2 protein-coding genes and 1 pseudogene are annotated in these 19,180 nt (G+C 73.7%); all 3 read left to right on the top strand.

Annotated elements, in window-relative coordinates:
* The first annotated feature begins 23 nt into the window (after nucleotides 1–23).
* The 3 genes and pseudogenes from C1701_RS25985 (at nucleotide 24) to C1701_RS27990 (ending at nucleotide 19,160) form a co-directional block, all read left to right on the top strand.
* Complete coding sequence (locus tag C1701_RS25985; RefSeq protein WP_103056826.1) at nucleotides 24–9,413, top strand: type I polyketide synthase; 9,390 nt, start codon at nucleotides 24–26, stop codon at nucleotides 9,411–9,413.
* Between the two features lie 47 nt (nucleotides 9,414–9,460).
* A pseudogene (locus tag C1701_RS25980) lies at nucleotides 9,461–16,222 on the top strand (type I polyketide synthase); the annotation flags it as partial.
* Nucleotides 16,223–16,271: 49 nt separating this feature from the next.
* Nucleotides 16,272–19,160, top strand: a complete 2,889-nt coding sequence (locus C1701_RS27990) for a type I polyketide synthase (protein ID WP_443098136.1) — start codon at nucleotides 16,272–16,274, stop codon at nucleotides 19,158–19,160.
* Nucleotides 19,161–19,180 lie beyond the last annotated feature (20 nt).

The raw sequence follows: 19,180 nt of genomic DNA, 5'->3' as shown, positions 1-19,180 counted from the left end.
ATCACGATCGAGAGGTTCGCTCGGTGAACGAGGACAAACTCCGCGACTACCTGCGGCGGGTGACGGCCGACCTGCACCGGACCCGCCGCAGGTTGGAGAAGGCCGAGGCCTCCCGCGACGAGCCGGTGGCGATCGTCGCGGTGGGTTGCCGCTACCCGGGCGGGGTGCGGTCGTTCGAGGATTTCTGGGAGCTGGTCAGCGCTGGTCGCGACGCGATCTCGGGCTTCCCCCTCGACCGGGGCTGGGACGACGGGGAGCGCCGGTCCGGGACCGGCTACGCCCCGACCGGTGGTTTCCTCTACGACGCCGCCGACTTCGACGCCGCGTTCTTCGGTATCTCCCCCCGCGAGGCGCAGGCGATGGACCCGCAGCAGCGCCTGCTGCTCGAGACGTCGTGGGAGGCCCTCGAACGGGCGGGTGTCGACCCGACCTCGCTCCGGGGCAGCCGGACCGGCGTGTTCGTCGGCTCGACCGGTCAGGACTACGCCGCGGTGATGATGGGCGCCCAGGACCGGGCGGCCGGCTACCTGGCCACCGGCAGCCTCGCCAGCGTCATGTCCGGTCGGGTCTCCTACGCCCTCGGGCTGGAGGGACCCGCGGTCACGGTGGACACCGCGTGCTCCTCGTCGTTGGTGGCCCTGCACCTGGCCGTCCAGGCCCTACGGTCCGGGGAGTGCTCACTCGCCCTGGCCGGTGGTGTCACGGTCATGGCGACGCCCGGCGGGTTCGCGGAGTTCGGGCGGCAGGGCGGTCTGGCCGCCGACGGCCGCTGCAAGTCCTTCGCCGCGTCCGCCGACGGCACGAACTGGGGTGAGGGCGTCGGCATGCTCGTCGTGGAGCGACTGGCCGACGCCGAACGGCTCGGCCACCCGGTGTTGGCGGTGGTGCGGGGCAGCGCGGTGAACCAGGACGGCGCGTCGAACGGGTTGACCGCGCCGAACGGACCCGCCCAACAGCGCGTGATCCGGCAGGCACTGGCCAACGCCGGACTGTCGGCGGCCGACGTCGACCTGGTGGAGGCCCACGGCACCGGAACCGTGCTCGGCGACCCGATCGAGGCGCAGGCCCTGCTGTCCACCTACGGGCAGAACCGTCCCGAGGACCGGCCGCTGTGGCTCGGGTCGGTCAAGTCGAACCTGGGGCACACCCAGGCGGCCGCCGGGGTGGCGGGGCTGATCAAGGTGATGGCCGCGATGCGGCACGGCGTCGTACCGCCCACCCTGCACGTCGACCAGCCGACCCCGGAGGTGGACTGGTCGTCCGGGGCGGTGCGGCTGGCGACCGAACCGGTCACCTGGCCGGAGGCGGACCGACCTCGTCGGGCGGCCGTGTCGTCGTTCGGGATCAGCGGAACCAACGCGCACGTCCTGCTCGAGCAGGCGCCGGCCCCGGCGCGCGGCACGGCGGAGCCGGCCGCGCCACCCCGAGAGGTCGCGTGGGTCCTGGCGGGGAGGACGGCACCCGCGCTGGAGGCCCAGGCCGCCGCGCTCGCCGCCCACCTCGGCACCCGACCCGAGCTCGACCACCGGGACGTCGGCTTCTCCCTGGCCGCCTCCCGTGCCGCGCTGGAACACCGCGCGGTGCTGCTCGGCGCTGACCGGGAGAGCCTGCTTCGCGGCGCGGTCGCCCTGGCGGCGGGTGAGGCGGGCCGTGGTGTGGTCCGAGGCGTCGCGGGCGGGGCCAAACTGGCCGTGCTGTTCACCGGGCAGGGCGCTCAGCGCCTGGGGATGGGCCGTGAGCTGCACGCGTCGTTCCCGGTGTTCGCCGACGCCTTCGACGAGGTGTGCGAGCACCTCGACGCGCGCCTGGGACGTCCGCTGAAGGCTGTCGTGTGGGGGTCCGACGCGGACCTGCTCGACCAGACCGTCCACACGCAGGCCGCGCTGTTCGCCGTCGAGGTGGCGCTGTTCCGGCTCGTGGAGTCCTGGGGGGTCCGGCCCGACCACGTCCTCGGGCACTCCATCGGCGAGGTGGTCGCGGCCCACGTCGCGGGCGTGCTGTCGCTGGCGGACGCGAGCCTGTTGGTGGCCGCGCGGGGCCGGCTGATGCAGGCGCTCCCCGCCGGTGGGGCGATGGTGTCGCTCGAGGCGTCCGAGGCCGAGGTCGTGGAGGCGTTGGCGGGCAGGCGGGACCAGGTGGACATCGCCGCGGTCAACACCGCGCGGTCGGCGGTGATCTCCGGCGACGAGGACGCCGTGCTGGCGGTGGCCGCCGAGTTCGCGGCGCGCGGCCGGAAGACCAAGCGGCTGCGCGTGAGCCACGCCTTCCACTCGCCGAGGATGGCGGCGATGACCGAGGAGTTCCGCCAGTCGATCAGCGGACTCTCCTTCGCGGCACCGTCCATCCCGCTGGTGTCGAACCTGACCGGCGCTCCGGTACCGGTGGACGAGCTCTGCTCGCCGGAACACTGGGTGGCCCACGTCCGGAGAACGGTCCGGTTCGCGCAGGGCATCGACCACCTGCACGCCGACGGGGTCGGCGTCTTCCTCGAGCTGGGGCCCGACGGAGTGCTCAGCGCGATGGCCAGGGACCCCCGAGCGGACGCGGTGGCGGTCCCCGCGATGCGCGCCGACCGGTCGGAGACCCGGACGCTGCTGCACGCGGTGGCCGAGTTGCATGTCCACGGTGTCGGCCTCGACCGTGTCGCGGCGTTCGCCGGCGGCGGCGCGCTGGTCGACCTCCCCACCTACGCCTTCCAACGCGAGCGGTACTGGCTCGCCCCCTCGGCCCCGGTGGTGCCGGCGACCGACCCGGTCGACTCCGAGTTCTGGGCCGCCGTGGAGCGTGAGGACCTCGAGGCGATCACCACGACGCTGGCCGTCGACGGCGACGACCCGCTGAGCACCGTCCTGCCGGCGCTGTCGTCGTGGCGGAGGCGGCGGCGGGACTCCACGGCGACCGAGCCGTGGCGGTACAGGATCAGCTGGCGACCGGTGCCGGCACCCGGCCCGGCGCCGCTGCCCGGCACCTGGCTGGTGATCGGCGGGAACGACGACGAGCCGGTCGGCCAGGCGCTGGTCCGGTGCGGCGCCGAGGTCGTGCCGGTGCCGTTCGTCGCCGACCAGGACGGGATGGTGGGGCGGGTTCGGGCCGCTCTCGACGGTCACCCCGAGATCGCGGGAGTGGTCTGCCTACCCTCGGCGGCGGGGCCGGTGGCACCGCTGGTGCTGTCCCAGGCACTGGGCGAGCTCGGCGTCGAGGCGCCGTTGTGGTGCCTGACCCGCAACGCGGTCGTGGCCGAGGGCACCGAGGTCGACGTCGACCCGCTCGGCGCGCAGGTCTGGGGTCTCGGCCGCGTCCTGGCACTGGAGAACCCCCGGAACTGGGGTGGCCTCATCGATCTGCCGGAGGAGGTCGCTGACGGCACCGTCGCCGACCACGTGGCCAGCCTCCTCGCTGCCGGCGGCGAGGAGGACCAGCTCGCGATCCGGGCCGGCGGGCTGTTCGCGCGCCGGCTGGCGCGGGCGCCGCTGCCCACCGAATCCCCGTCGGGGGACTGGACACCCCGGGGCACCGTGCTGATCACCGGTGGGACGGGCGGTCTCGGCGCCCACCTCGCCCGCTGGGCGGCCACCGAGGGAGCCGAGCACCTCGTGCTCGCCAGCCGCCGGGGCGGCGCGGCCCCTGGGGCGGCGGAGCTGGAAGCCGAGCTGACCGCGTCGGGCGTCGGTGTGACCACGGTCGCCGTCGACCTGGCGAATCCGAACTCGGTCGCCTGCCTGTCGGACGCGCTACCTGACGATCGTCCGTTGACGGCCGTGATCCACGCGGCCGGCGTCAGCCGAACGACGCCGACGGCCCGGCTGAGCGTCGCGGAGTTCCAGGAGTCGACCGGGGCCAAGGTGCTCGGTGCGGCACACCTGGAGGAGTTGGTGGGGGACAGGACGCTCGACGCCTTCGTCCTGTTCTCCTCCGTCGCCGGCGTCTGGGGCAGCGGCGGGCAGGCGGCGTACGCGGCCGCCAACGCCCACCTCGACGCGCTCGCGCAGCGCCGGCGCCTGCGCGGTGCCGTCGCCACATCGGTGGCATGGGGGCCGTGGGCCGGTGCGGGCATGGTCGAGTCGGAGGCGGGCGCTGAGGAACACCTGAACCGCCGGGGGCTCACGACGATGGCCGTCGCCCCCGCGATCACCGCCCTGCGCCACGCGGTGGGGCACGACGAGGCCGCGATCGTCGTCGCCGACGTCGACTGGAGCCGGTTCACCCCGGCGTTCACCTCGGCCCGCCCGAGCCCACTGCTCGTCGACCTGCCCGAGGCGCGGACCGCAGCGCCGGAACCCACCGAGGGCTCGTCGGCCGCTCGTGCCCTGCTGTCGCGGCTGGCGGGGATGTCGGCCGATGACCAGGACCGGGTACTGCTCGAGGTGGTGCGCACCAACGCGGCGGCCGTGCTCGGGCACGACAGCATGGCGGCGGTCGAACCCGGCCGCGCCTTCCGGGACTCCGGCTTCGACTCCCTCACCGCCGTGGAACTGCGTGACCTGCTCGGCGAGGCGATCGGCGCGAGCCTGCCCGCGAGCCTGGTCTTCGACTACCCGACGCCCGAGGCGCTCGCCCGCCACCTGCGGCACCTGGTCACGGGCGACGAGGCGGAGGGGTCCGCGCGTCCCGCCGCCGCCGCTGACGGGGACGGGGACGGGGACCCCGTCGTGATCGTCGGCATGAGCTGCCGCTTCCCCGGCGGTGTGAACTCGCCGGAGGACCTGTGGCGGCTGCTCGTGGCGGGCGGCGACGCCATCGCGCCGTTCCCGGCGGACCGGGGCTGGGACGTCGACGCGCTGTACGACCCCGATCCCGACCAACCGGGCACGTCCTACGCGCGCGAAGGCGGCTTCCTCGCGGGTGCCGCGGACTTCGACGCCGGCTTCTTCGGCATCTCACCGCGCGAGGCCCTGGCGATGGACCCGCAGCAGCGGTTGCTGCTGGAGACCTCGTGGGAGGCGTTCGAACGCGCGGGCATCGAGCCGGCGGCGCTCCGCGGCAGCCGGTCCGGGGTTTTCGTGGGCACCAACGGGCAGGACTACGTGACCATGCTGATGCGGTCGGACGAGCCCATCGAGGGCTACGTCGCGACCGGCAACGCCGCGAGCGTGATCGCCGGCCGGCTGGCCTACACCTTCGGCCTGGAAGGGCCCGCCGTGTCGGTGGACACCGCGTGTTCCTCGTCGTTGGTGGCGCTGCACCTGGCCGTTCAGTCGCTACGCGCCGGCGAGTGCGAGCTCGCGGTGGCCGCGGGAGTGACGGTGATGTCGGCGCCCGGTGCGTTCGTGGAGTTCAGCAGGCAGCGCGGACTGGCCGCCGACGGTCGGTGCAAGGCGTTCGCCGGTGCGGCCGACGGCACCGGGTGGTCCGAGGGCGTGGGTGTGCTGGTGGTGGAGCGCCTGTCCGACGCGCGCCGCAACGGCCATCGGGTGTTGGCGGTGGTACGGGGCAGCGCGGTGAACCAGGACGGCGCGTCGAACGGGTTGACCGCGCCGAACGGTCCGTCGCAGCAGCGGGTGATCCGCCAGGCCCTGGCCGACGCCCGGTTGACGCCCGAGGACGTCGACGCCGTCGAGGGGCACGGTACGGGCACGACCCTGGGTGATCCGATCGAGGCGCAGGCGTTGTTGGCGACCTACGGCCGTGACCGCCCGGCGGACCGGCCGTTGTGGTTGGGGTCGGTGAAGTCCAACATCGGCCACACCCAGGGCGCGGCGGGTGTCGCCGGGGTGATCAAGATGGTCATGGCGATGCGGCACGGTGTGCTGCCCCGGACGTTGCACGTGGACGAACCGACCCCGCACGTGGACTGGGCGTCCGGGGCCGTGTCGGTGCTGGCGGAGTCGCGGGACTGGCCGGAGACCGGCGGGCCGCGCCGGGCCGGGGTGTCGGCCTTCGGCATGAGCGGCACCAACGCCCACCTCGTCCTCGAACGACCGGAGCCGGCGGAGGCGCTGACGTCGAGGTCGGTTCCCCTGGTGGTGCCGTGGGTGTTGTCGGGTCGGTCGGCGCGGGCCCTGCGGGAGCAGGCCGCCCGGTTGCGCGACCACCTCGACAACGGCGGGGGTGACCCGGTCGACGTGGGCTACTCGTTGGTGGTCTCCCGTTCGGTGTTCGAACACCGCGCCGTGGTCGTCGGTACCGACCGGGACGAGCTGGTCGCCGGGTTGAGTGCCCTTGCCGAGGGCGGGTTGGCCGCCGACACGGCCCCCGGTGTGGTCTCCGGGGTCGCCGAGTCCCGGGGCCGTCGGGTGATGGTGTTCCCCGGCCAGGGCTCGCAGTGGTGGGGCATGGCCACGGGCCTGGCCACCTCCTCGACGGTGTTCACCACCAGCTTCGACCGGTGCGCCACCGCCTTGGCCCCCTACGTGGACTTCTCCCCGTGGGCGGTCCTGCGGGGCGAGACCGACCCGGCGGTGTTGGACCGGGTGGACGTGGTCCAGCCGATGCTGTTCGCGGTGATGGTGTCACTGGCCGAGTTGTGGCGGGTCCACGGGATCGAGCCGGACGCGGTCATCGGGCATTCCCAGGGTGAGATCGCCGCCGCCCACGTCGCCGGGGTGCTGACCCTGGAGGACGCCGCCAGGATCGTGGCCCTGCGCAGTCGGGCGATCGCCGAGGAGTTGTCGGGTCAGGGCACGATGGCCTCGGTGTCGGCCCCGGCGGAGACGGTGCGGGGGTGGATCGGCCAGGTGTGCCCGGGTGAGGGTGCCCGGGTGGGGGTGGCCGCGGCCAACGGTCCGACCGCGACGGTGGTCTCGGGTGCGGTGGACGCGGTGGAGGCGGTGGTCTCCGATGCGGTGGCCCGGGGTGTGCGGGCGAAGGTGATCCCGGTGGACTACGCCTCGCATTCCGAGCAGGTGGAGGGGATTCGGGAGCGTCTGGCCCGGGATCTTGCCGGGGTGGTTCCTCGGCGGGGTCGGGTTCCGGTGTTCTCCACGGTGACTGGTCGGGTGGTGGATCCGACCACGATGGATGGGGAGTACTGGTATCGGGGTCTGCGGGGGCGGGTGGTGTTCGAGGATGCGGTGCGGGTGGCGGCTGGTGAGGGGTTCGGGGTGTTCCTGGAGGTGTCGCCGCATCCGGTGTTGACGATGGCGGTGGAGGAGACCCTTGATGGTGTGGGGGTCGCTGAGGTGGTGGTGTTGGGGTCGTTGCGGCGTGGGGAGGACGATGCTCGGCAGTGGGTGAGGGCGTTGGCCCAGGCCCATGTTCGGGGTGTGGGGGTGGACTGGGCGCCGTGTTTCACGTCGCACGGGGCGGTGGTGACCGACCTGCCGACCTACCCCTTCCAACACCAACGCTACTGGCCGCGAACCCGGCGGAGCACCCTCGTGGACGGCGGCGAGTTCTGGGCCGCCGTGGAACAGGGCGACCTGGACTCGTTCGCTACCAGGCTGGGCATCGACCCGGCCGAGCCCTTCAGCTCGGCGCTACCCGCCCTGACGTCCTACCGCCAGCGGTACCGGGAGGAGGCCGTGACGGATTCCTGGCGTCACCGTGTCTCCTGGCGTCCCCTCGCCGAGTCCGCTGTCGGGCGCCCGACCGGGACCTGGCTGGTGGTCACGTCGGGCGCCGAGGCCGACGAGTGGACGGCCGTGTGCGTCGACGGGCTGAAGGCCCGCGGTGTCGAGGTCGTCGAGTTCGAGATGGGTGGTAGCGACCGCACCGAGCTGGCCGGCAGGCTCGCAGCCGAGACGCGCGCCGACGGCGTCCTCACCCTCCTCCCCGCCGACACCGCCCCCAGCCCCGCCCACCCGGCCACCCCCGCCGGGTACGCCGCGACGGTGCGGCTGATCCAGGCCCTCGGCGACGTCGACCTGGTGGCACCGCTGTGGTGCCTCACCCGCGGCGCCGTGGCGGCCGTCCCGGCCGACCGCGTCGACGCCCCGCTGCAGGCCCTGGTCTGGGGCCTCGGACGGGTGACCGCACTGGAGCACCCCGACCGCTGGGGCGGCCTGGTCGACCTCCCCGACGTCCTCGACGACCTCGCACTGGACCGCCTGTGCGCCGCGCTCGCGGGCCTCGGCGACGAGGACCAGCTCGCCGTCCGGCCCGCCGGGATCTTCGCGCGTCGACTCGAGCGGGCACCCAGGCCGTCCTCACCGGCGGCCGGCTGGACACCCGGTGGCACCGTCCTGGTCACCGGCGGCACCGGCGCCCTGGGCAGCCGCGTCGCCCGGTGGCTCGCCGACCAGGGCGCCGCGCACCTGCTGCTCGTCAGCCGCCGAGGGCGCGAGGCGCCGGGGGCGGTCGAACTCGCCGCCGAGCTCGCCGGGGCAGGCACCGAGGTCACCCTCGCCGCCTGCGACATCGCCGACCGGGACGCGCTGGCGCGCCTGCTGACGACCGTGCCGGCCGAACACCCGCTGACCGGCGTCGTCCACACGGCGGCAACCCTCGACGACGGTCTCGTCGACTCGCTGACCGCCGACCAGATCGACGGTGTCCTGTCGAGCAGGACGCGCGGCACGATGAACCTGCACGAACTCACCCGTGATCTCGACCTGTCGGCGTTCGTCCTGTTCTCCGCGTTCGCGGGCACGGCCGGCGGCGCCGGGCAGGGCAACCACGCGCCGGGCACAGCCTTCCTCGATGCCCTCGCCGCGCACCGACACGCGCGCGGACTGCCCGCCACCGCCATCGCGTGGGGTCCGTGGGCCGAAGGTGCCCTTCCCGAACGTGGCACCACGGTGGGGGCCCGCGCGCAATGGCAGGGCCTCGCCGCGCTGCCAACCCCGGCGGCCCTCACGGCGCTGCGCCAGGCCGTGGACCACCGGGAGCCCACGATCGCCATCGTCGACGCGGACTGGTCCCGGTTCGCCTCGGAGTTCACCGCCGTCCGGCGGAGCCGGTTCCTCGTCGACCTCCTCGACGCGGGTGCCGAGGACCAGGCCGCGCAGGCGGGACCGTCCCTGGCGCACCGGCTGGCGGAGCTGTCGGACGGCGAGCGGGACCTCGCCCTGCTCGACGTGGTGCGCGTCCACATCGCCGCCGTCCTCGGCTACCCCTCCTCGGACGCAGTGGAGCCGACCAGGGCGGTGCGCGAGCTGGGATTCGACTCGCTGACCGCCGTCGACCTGCGCAACCGGCTCGCCGTCGAGACCGGCCTGCCCCTGCCGGTGACGCTGGTCTTCAACCACCCGTCGCCGCTGGCCCTCGCGGCACACCTCAAGGCCGAGCTGCTCCAGGGCGGCACGGACACCGCCGCCCCGATCCTCAGCGAGCTGGAGAGGTTCGAGGCGGTGCTGGCCGCGGCCCAACCGGACCGCACCGCCCGCGCCAGGATCGCGGATCGGCTGCGGGAGCTGGTGGCGAACTGGACCGAGGAGGAGGCGCAGCCGGACGGCGAGGCCGTGGCCGACCGGTTGCGCTCCGCCACACCCGACGAGGTGTTCGACTTCATCGACAGAGAGCTCGGGGCCCTGTGAACGGACGTCATTCCCCTTCCGAACCAGCTGCGAGGTCCGCCACCATGGATGAGCCGAAGCTTCTCGACTACCTCAAGCGGGTCACGGCCGACCTCCACCAGACACGCCGACGCCTGCGCGAGGTGGAGGCGGGCGAACACGAGCCGGTCGCGATCGTGGCGATGAGCTGCCGCTACCCCGGTGGCGTTCGCACTCCCGAGGACCTGTGGGAACTGGTCGAGACCGGACGTGACGCCATCTCGGAGTTCCCACCAGACCGCGACTGGGGCAGGGTCTACGACGACTTCGCCAGCAGGGGCGCCACGGTGGTGCGCTCCGGCGGCTTCCTGCACGAGGCAGGGGATTTCGACCCCGCCTTCTTCGGGATCAGCCCGCGCGAGGCGATGGCGACCGACCCACAACAGCGGCTGCTGCTCGAACTGGCCTGGGAAACCCTGGAACGGGCCGGGATCGACCCGTCGTCGGTCAAGGGCGACCAGATCGGGGTGTTCGCCGGGACCGGTGGCCAGGACTACACGACCCTGTTGATGGGCGCGGCCGAAAGCGTCGACGGGTACCTCGTCACGGGAACCGGCGCTGCCCTGATGTCGGGCCGCATCGCCTACTCCCTCGGGCTGGAGGGCCCCGCCGTCACCGTCGACACCGCGTGTTCGGCGTCCCTGGTCGCCCTCCACCTGGCCTGTCAGGCGGTGCGCCAGCGGGAGTGCACCTCGGCGCTGGTCGGCGGGGCGACCGTGATGTCGACCCCGACGGCCTTCCTGGAGTTCGGCAAGCAGGGCGGTCTGGCGCCCGACGGCCGGTGCAAGCCGTTCTCGTCGGCCGCCGACGGCACCGGGTGGTCGGAGGGCGCCGCGATGCTGCTCGTGGAGCGGCTTTCCGACGCGCGGCGCCTGGGACATCCCGTCCTGGCGGTGGTCCGAGGCAGCGCCGTGAACCAGGACGGCGCCTCGAACGGCCTGACCGCGCCGAACGGCCCGTCCCAGGAACGTGTGATCAGGCAGGCCCTGGCCAACGCCGGCCTGTCGGCAGCCCAGGTCGACGCGGTGGAGGCCCACGGCACCGGGACCACCCTCGGCGACCCGATCGAGGCGCAGGCCCTGCTTTCGGTCTACGGCAGGGACCGCCAGCCCGACCACCCGCTGTGGCTCGGCTCGGTGAAGTCCAACATCGGGCACACGCAGGGGGCCGCTGGCTTGGCCGGCGTCATCAAGATGGTGATGGCGATGCGGCAGGGGGTGTTGCCGCGAACCCTGCACGTCGACAAGCCGACGCCTGACGTGGACTGGACCGGGGGCGCGGTGTCGCTGCTGACCGAGGCGGTCCCGTGGCCGGACACCGGTGCGCCCCGCCGGGCCGGGGTCTCCTCGTTCGGCGTCAGCGGCACCAACGCGCACACGGTCATCGAGCTGGACCCGGCCGGAGACGAGCCGTCGCCCGCTCCCGCCGACGAGCCGGGCACCCTGGCGTGGCTGGTCTCGGGCAACGACGAGGCCGGCCTCCGCGCCCAGGCGGCGCGACTGCGCGAGCACCTGGACGACCGACCCGGGCTGCGGCTGACCGACGTCGCCCGTTCGTTGGCGACGACTCGTGCGGCGTTGTCACACCGTGCCGTGGTGCTGGCCGAGGACCGGGACGGGTTCCGGGCTGGGCTGGCCGCGCTCCGCGACGGCGTCGCCGTCTCGAACGTCGTCGAGGGCGTCGCACGGCAGGGACGTCCGATCGCTTTCCTGTGCACGGGTCAGGGCGCGCAGCGACCAGGGATGGGCCGCGAGCTCCACGCGTCGTTCCCCGTCTTCGCGGCGGCCTTCGACGCGGTCTGCGCCCAACTCGACGGGCACCTGGACCAGCCCCTGCGGGACGTCGTCTTCGCGGACCCGGGGTCGGCGCGGGCCGAGCTGCTGGACCAGACCTCCTACACCCAGGCCGGGCTCTTCGCGGTGGAGGTGGCCCTGTTCCGGTTGCTGGAGTCGTGGGGGCTGCGGCCGGACTTCCTCGCGGGTCACTCCATTGGCGAGGTCGCCGCCGCGCACCTGGCGGGAACGCTGTCGCTGCCCGACGCGTGCGCCCTGGTCGCGGCCCGGGGCACGCTGATGCAGGCCCTGCCCTCCGGTGGCGCGATGGTCACGGTCGAGGCGACGGAGGCCGAGCTGGCCGAGTCCGTGGCCGGCCTCACCGACCGGGTGAGCATCGCCGCGGTCAACGGTCCGAGGTCAGCGGTGCTCTCGGGTGACGAGGCCGCCGTGCGCGAGATCGCCGAGGGGTGGTCCGCCCGAGGACGGCGGACCAGGGCGTTACGGGTCAGCCATGCCTTCCACTCACCGCGGATCGAGCCGATGCTGGCCGACTTCCGCGCGGTCGTCCAGGGACTGACCTTCCGGAGCCCCGAGTTGCCGGTGGTGTCCACGGTCACCGGTGCGACCATCCCGGCCGAGGAGTGGTGCTCCGCGGACTACTGGGTTCGTCAACTCCGCGAGACGGTCCGCTTCCGGGACACCGTCGACTGGCTGCACGCCCAGGGCGTGCGCACCTTCCTCGAACTCGGCCCGGCCGGCGTGCTCAGCGCGATGGGCCAGGACTGCCTGGCCGAGGCACCGGGCGGGACCTGCCGGTTCGCGCCCGCGCTGCGCTCCGGGAGTGCCGACTCCATGGCACTGCTCCGGGCGGTGGCCCAGGCCCACGTCGGCGGGGCGCGCCTGGACTGGTCCGAGGTGTTCGCCGCCCACGAGGGCCAGGTCGTCGAACTGCCGACCTACGCCTTCCAACGGCAGCGTTACTGGCCCCGCACAGGATCGGGGAGGCCCGGTGACCTGGGCGCCGCCGGGCTCACCTCGGCGGGCCATCCGCTGCTGGGCGCGGCGGTGGCGCTCGCGGAGGCGGACGGTCTGCTGTTCACCGGGAGGCTCTCGCTGGCCACCCACCCGTGGCTGGCCGACCACACGATCATGGGGTCGGTCCTGCTACCGGGAACGGCGTTCGTGGAACTGGCCGTGCGCGCGGGCGACGAGGTCGGATGCGGTCACGTCGAGGAGATCGCGGTGGAGGTGCCGCTGATCCTGCGGGAAGGTGAGGAGGTCCGCCTGCAGGTGTGGGTCGGCGCCGCGGACGCCGAGGGCAAGCGGTCGATGACCGTGCACTCCCGCACCAGCGACGACCAGGCGTGGACCCGGCACGTCACGGCCGTGCTCGCGCCGGAGACCCGCACGCCGGGCGACCCGTGGTCCGAGTTGGAGGAATGGCCGCCCCGCGGCGCCGTCCCGGTCGACCTGGACGGTTTCTACGCCGGCCTCGCCGACCGCGGCTACGACTACGGTCCCGCCTTCCAGGGGCTGCGCGGGGGCTGGTGGCGCGACGGCGAAGCCTTCGCCGAGGTCGAGCTGCCCGACGGGGTGCACGCGGACGCGTCGCGGTTCCAGCTGCACCCGGCCCTGTTGGACGCGGCGATGCACGCCATGGGACTTGGCGGCCCGGCGGGCCGTGAGGACGGCGGAGCTGGGCGGCGGGGTGGCATCCCGTTCTCGTGGCGTGGGGTGTCCCTGCACGCGGCCGGCGCGTCCTCCCTCAGGGTGTGGCTGACCCCCAGGGGCACGGACGAGGTCACCGTCGCCGTGGCTGACCAGACGGGAACGCCTGTCGCCTCGATCGACTCGTTGGTGTCGCGCCCAGTGTCGACCGAACAGCTGCAGGCGCTGCGACCGGCACACCACGACTCGCTGTTCCGAGTCGAGTGGCAGGCGGTTCCCGCGGCCGACGTCACGCCGGCCGGGCGGTGGGCGGTGCTCGACGACGGCGACGACGACCTCCTCGACGCGCTGCGGTCGGCCGGCGCCGACCCCGAGCGCCACCGGGACCTGACCTCCCTCGCGGAGTCCGCCGGGGAGAACGCCCCGGAGCTGGTGGTCCTGTCGTTCCGGCAGACGGCCGGGCACGTCGCGACGGCGGCGCGCCACGCAGCCCGCGCGGCGCTGTCGGCCGCACGGGCGTGGCTGGCTGACGAGGCGTTCGGCTCCTCCCGACTGGTGTTCCTCACCCGGGGCGCGGTCGCGGACGGTGACGACCTCACCCAGTCGCCGGTGTGGGGGTTGATCCGCTCGGCCCAGTCCGAGAACCCCGGGCGCTTCCTCCTCGTCGACCTCGACGATCACCCGGAGTCGCTGGCCGCGCTGCCGGGCGTCCACGCCTTGGACGAACCGCAGGTCGTGCTGCGGTCGGGCACCGCGCACGTGCCGAGGCTCGGCAGGGTCGAGGTCCCCGACAGGGCCGCCCGGCCCCTGGACCCGGCGGGCACCGTGCTGATCACCGGCGCCACGGGCACCCTGGGCGGTCTGCTCGCCCGCCACCTCGTCGCCGAACACGGCGCCCGACACCTCGTGCTGACCAGCCGCCGCGGGCTCGCGGCCACGGGAGCGGCTGAGCTGGCCGAGGAACTCACCGAACTCGGCGCGGACGTGCGGGTGGCGGCCTGCGACGCGGCCGATCGCGACGCGCTGGCCCGCGTGCTGGCCGACATCCCTGCCGAGCACCCGCTGACCGCGGTGATCCACGCGGCCGGTGTGACCGACGACGGTGTCATCGGCTCCCTCACGTCCGAGCGGATGGACGCGGTGCTGCGGCCCAAGGTCGACGCCGCCTGGAACCTGCACGAACTGACCAGGGACGCCGACCTGTCCGAGTTCGTGCTCTTCTCCTCGATGGCGGCGACGTTCGGCGGCGCGGGCCAGGGCAACTACACGGCGGCGAACGCGTTCCTCGACGCGCTCGCCCAGCACCGCCGGGCGCACGGGCTCCCCGGCGTGGCGCTGGCGTGGGGGCTGTGGGCCGAGCGCAGCGGGCTGGCCGCGCACCTCGGCGAGACGGACATGAGGCGGATCGCGCGGTTCGGCGTGGGCGCGCTGTCCACTCCGGACGCGCTCGCGCTGTTCGACACCACCCGCCACGTCGACGACGCCCTGCTGCTGCCGATGCACCTCGACACGGCCGCGATGCACGTCCAGGCAGGTGGTCGGGACGTGCCCCCGCTGCTGCGGAACCTGGTGCGCCCGGCCGCACGCCGCGCGGCCAGGGCCAGGACCGAGGCGTCGTCGTTCGCCCAGGACATGGCCCTGCTGCCCGAGGCCGAGCGCGGCCACGCCATCCTCGAACTGGTACGGGCACAGGCCGTCGACGTGCTGGGCCACCGGGATGCCGAGGCGGTCGACCCGGACAGGGCGTTCAACGAGATCGGGTTCGACTCGCTCACCGCCGTGGAGATGCGCAACCGCCTGAGCGCCGTGACGTCGTTGCGCCTGCCGGCGACGCTGATCTTCGACTACCCGACACCCAGGGCGCTCGCCGATCACCTGGGAGCCCGGATCACCGGCCTCCCCGTCGAGGTGCGGACGCCGACCGCCGCCGCGGGGCCCGCCCATGACGAGCCCATCGCGATCGTCTCGATCGGTGTGCGGTTGCCCGGCGGGGTGCGGACTCCCGAGGACTTCTGGGAGATGCTGTCGTCGGGCAGGGACGCGGTCGGCGACCTCCCGGATGACCGGGGTTGGCCGACCGCCCTGTCGGAGGGCGCATCCGGGCCGCGCGGCTGCTTCCTCGACGAACCGTGGGCCTTCGACGCCGGGTTCTTCGGGATCTCGCCGCGCGAGGCGATGACGATGGACCCCCAGCAACGGTTGCTGTTGGAGACCTCGTGGGAGGCGATCGAACGCGCGGGGATCGACCCGACCCGGTTGAAGGGCACCGCGACCGGTGTCTTCGCGGGCATCAGCAACCAGGACTACTCCTCGCTGCTGCAGTACGCACCTGAGGGCGCTGAGAAGTACTTCCTCACCGGGACCACCGCCAGTGTGCTGTCCGGGCGGTTGTCCTACTTCCTCGGTCTGGAGGGGCCAGCCGTCTCGGTCGACACGGCGTGCTCGTCGTCGTTGGTGGCGTTGCACCTGGCGGCGCGGTCGCTGCGGGCGGGGGAGTGCTCGCTCGCCCTGGCGGGTGGCGTCACCGTCATGTCCACCCCGGCGGCGTTCCGGGCGCTGGGGCAGGGCCAGGGACTGTCCTCAGACGGTCGGTGCAAGGCGTTCGCCGGTGCGGCCGACGGCACCGGGTGGTCCGAGGGCGTGGGTGTCCTGGTGGTGGAGCGCCTGTCCGACGCGCGCCGCAACGGTCACCAGGTGTTGGCGGTGCTGCGGGGCAGCGCGGTGAACCAGGACGGCGCGTCGAACGGGCTGATGGCGCCGAACGGTCCGTCGCAGCAGCGGGTGATCCGCCAGGCCCTGGCCGACGCCCGGTTGACGCCCGAGGACGTCGACGCCGTCGAGGGGCACGGTACGGGCACGACCCTGGGTGATCCGATCGAGGCGCAGGCGTTGTTGGCGACCTACGGCCAGGACCGCCCGGCGGACCGGCCGTTGTGGTTGGGGTCGGTGAAGTCCAACATCGGCCACACCCAGGCGGCGGCGGGTGTCGCCGGGGTGATCAAGATGGTCATGGCGATGCGGCACGGTGTGCTGCCCCGGACGTTGCACGTGGACGAACCGACGCCGCACGTGGACTGGGACGCCGGGGCGATCTCGCTGGTGACCGAGAACGGACCGTGGCCCGAGACCGGTCGACCGCGCCGGGCCGCGATCTCCTCCTTCGGTGTCAGCGGCACGAACGCCCACCTGATCCTCGAACAGCCCGACCCCGACCCCGACCCCGATCCCGAGCCGGAGCCGGAGCCGGTGGCCGGGTCCGGGGCCGGTGAGCCGGCCGTTGGTGCCGTGGTGCCGTGGGTGTTGTCGGGTCGGTCGGCGCGGGCCCTGCGGGAGCAGGCCGCCCGGTTGCGCGACCACCTCGACAAGGGCGCCGTGTTTCACGTCGCACGGGGCGGTGGTGACCGACCTGCCGACCTACCCCTTCCAACACCAACGCTACTGGTTGATGCCCACCGAGTCGTCGTCCCGCGACGTCGCGGCCGCCGGCCTCGACGCGGCGGACCACCCGCTGCTGGCCACGGCGGTGCCGTTCGCGGACGGGGCGGGCTGGTTGTTCACCGGACGGTTGTCCGTCGACGCGCAGCCCTGGCTGGCGCAGCACCGCGTGGCCGGCGCGATCGTCCTACCCGGCACGGCCTATGTGGAGATGGCGGTACGGGCCGGTGACCAGGTCGGCTGCGGGCGGATCGACGAGCTGACCCTGCTCGCGCCACTCGTCCTGCCCGAGCGGGGAGCGGTCCGGATCCAGCTGAGCGTCGGTGGGCCCGACGAGGCGGGCCGCCGCCCGTTGAACCTGTACTCCCACCCGGAACACGGAGCGGCCGGCGACGGGGACTGGCGGCAGCACGCCACCGGGTCACTCCTGCCGGACCAGGCCGACGACCACGACCCCGGCTGGGACCTCAGCGTGTGGCCGCCCGACGGGGAGCAGGTCGACACCGAGGAGTTCTACCGGCGCGCCTCGGACACCGTGTTCGAGTACGGACCGGTGTTCACCGGGCTGCGCTCCGCCTGGCGCCACGAGGCCGACGTGTTCGCGGAGCTCGCGCTGCCGGAGGAGGCGGTGGGCGACGCCGGCCGGTTCGGCGTGCACCCCGCGCTGTTCGACGCGGCCCTCCAGGCCATGGGCATCGGTGGTCTCCTGCCGGGCTCCGGGAACGGGGCCGGACCGAGCCAGGGCAACCTCCCGTTCTCCTGGAGCGACGTGACGCTCCACGCCGCGGGCGCGTCGAGCCTGCGGGTGCGGCTGACACGGGCGGAGTCCGGGGGCGTCTCGTTCGCTGTCGCCGACGACACCGGTCGGCCGGTTGCCACGGTCGGCGAGCTGATCATGCGCCCGTTGTCGACCGAACAGCTGCTCAGCGCACAGCACGCCGACCAGGACTCGCTGTTCCGGCTTCGATGGGCCCCGCTGCCGGTGCCGCCCTCGAAGCTGGACCGAGTGGCGATCCTGGGCGCGGACGCCCCCGCGCTCGCGTCGGCGCTGCCCGGGACCACCAGCCGGACCTTCATCGACACGGCCTCCTTCACCCATGACGGCGAGGGGTACGACGCGGTTCTGCTGCCCTGCCTGCCCGGCGGGACCGGGAGCGACGTCGCCGAGTCGGCACGCCATCGGGCCGCAAGACTGCTGACCGACGTGCGCCAGTGGCTCGCGAGCGAGCAACGGGGCGACACCCCGCTCGTGGTGCTGACCCGGGGTGCGGTCGCGGCCCACGGCGACACCGACGTCGACGACCTGTCCGCCGCACCGATCTGGGGCCTGCTGCGCTCCGCGCAGGCGGAGCATCCCGGCAGCTTCCTCGTCGTCGACGTGGACGATCCCGGTGGGCTGACCCGCCTGGTACCCGGCCTGCTCGACTCGGGGGAGACCCAGGCCGCGATCCGCGACGACGCCGTGTACGTGCCGAGGCTTGCGCGTGCTGCGGGGACCACGCGGGACCACCGGGCGATCGACCCCGAAGGCACCGTCCTGGTCACCGGCGGCACCGGAACCCTGGGCGGCCTGCTCGCCCGCCACCTCGTCGCCGAACACGGAGTCCGCCACCTGGTGCTGACCAGCCGCCAGGGCCCGCGAGCCGAGGGCGCCGAGGCCCTGCGCGCCGAACTCGTCGAGGCCGGTGCCGAGGTCACCGTCGCCGCGTGCGACGTCACCGACCGGACCGCCGTCGAACGGCTGCTTGACCGGATCGCCGCCGTCCGGCCGCTGACCGCGATCGTGCACGCCGCCGGCGCGCTCGACGACGGCATCGTGGAGTCGCTCAGCCCGGAGCGCCTCGACGCGGTCCTCCGGCCGAAGATCGACGCCGCGGTGATCCTGCACGAGTTGTCCAGGGACGCCGACCTGTCCGCTTTCGTCCTGTTCTCCTCGGCCGCCGGGCTGCTCGGCAGCGCGGGCCAGGCGAACTACGCGGCGGCCAACGCTTTCCTGGACGCGCTGGCGCACCACCGCAGGGCGCACGGGCTGCCCGCGATCTCGCTCGCCTGGGGATTGTGGGCACAGCCCAGCGGCATGACCGGCCACCTCGACGACGCGTCCCGGGCCCGGATGTCTCGGCAGGGCATGCCGCCGATGCCCACCGACCAGGCCCTCACCCGGTTCGACGCCGCTCTCGGCCGCGACGAACCGGTACTGGCGGTACTGCCGGTGGACACCGAGGCGCTGCGGACGGCGGCCGAGTCGCAGGGGCTGTCGCCGTTGCTGGGTGACCTCGTCCGAGGTCGAGCCCGCCGGACCGTTGAGGCTGGCGGGGCACCGAGCACCGGGCCGTCGCTCGCGCGGCGACTGGCCGGGCTCACCGACAGCCAACGTGACCACGTCGTCAGCGATGTGGTCCGAGCCCACGTCGCGGCCGTGCTCGGCCACGCCTCCGCGCAGTCCATCGACCCGGAACGGGCGTTCACCGAGCTGGGGTTCGACTCGCTGACAGCGGTCGAACTGCGCAACCGGCTGACCACCGCCACCGGCCTCCGGCTGCCCGCGACCCTGACCTTCGACCACCCGACACCGGCGGCACTCGCGGCCCGGATCAGGGCGGGGGTCGTTCCTGACGAGAAGCTGGCCGTCGACGCCCTGTTCAAGGACCTGGACAGGGTGGCGTCCGGTCTCACCTCGATCGAACTCGACGATCTCACGCGGTCCCGCTTCGCCAGCCGCCTGCGGGGCCTGCTGGCGCACGGTAGCGAGCCGGTGGAGGACAACGGCGGCGGCAGGAGCGCCGACCTCGACACGGCGACCGACGAGGAGATCTTCGACTTCATCGGCAACGAGTTTGGAATTTCCTGACATGAGCATGACGAGCCATG

The organism is Actinoalloteichus sp. AHMU CJ021, assembly GCF_002895405.1.
GTDB lineage: Bacteria > Actinomycetota > Actinomycetes > Mycobacteriales > Pseudonocardiaceae > Actinoalloteichus_B > Actinoalloteichus_B caeruleus.
The sequence above is the reverse complement of the archived record's forward strand: the minus strand, read 5'-3'. Positions and strand labels throughout refer to the sequence as shown.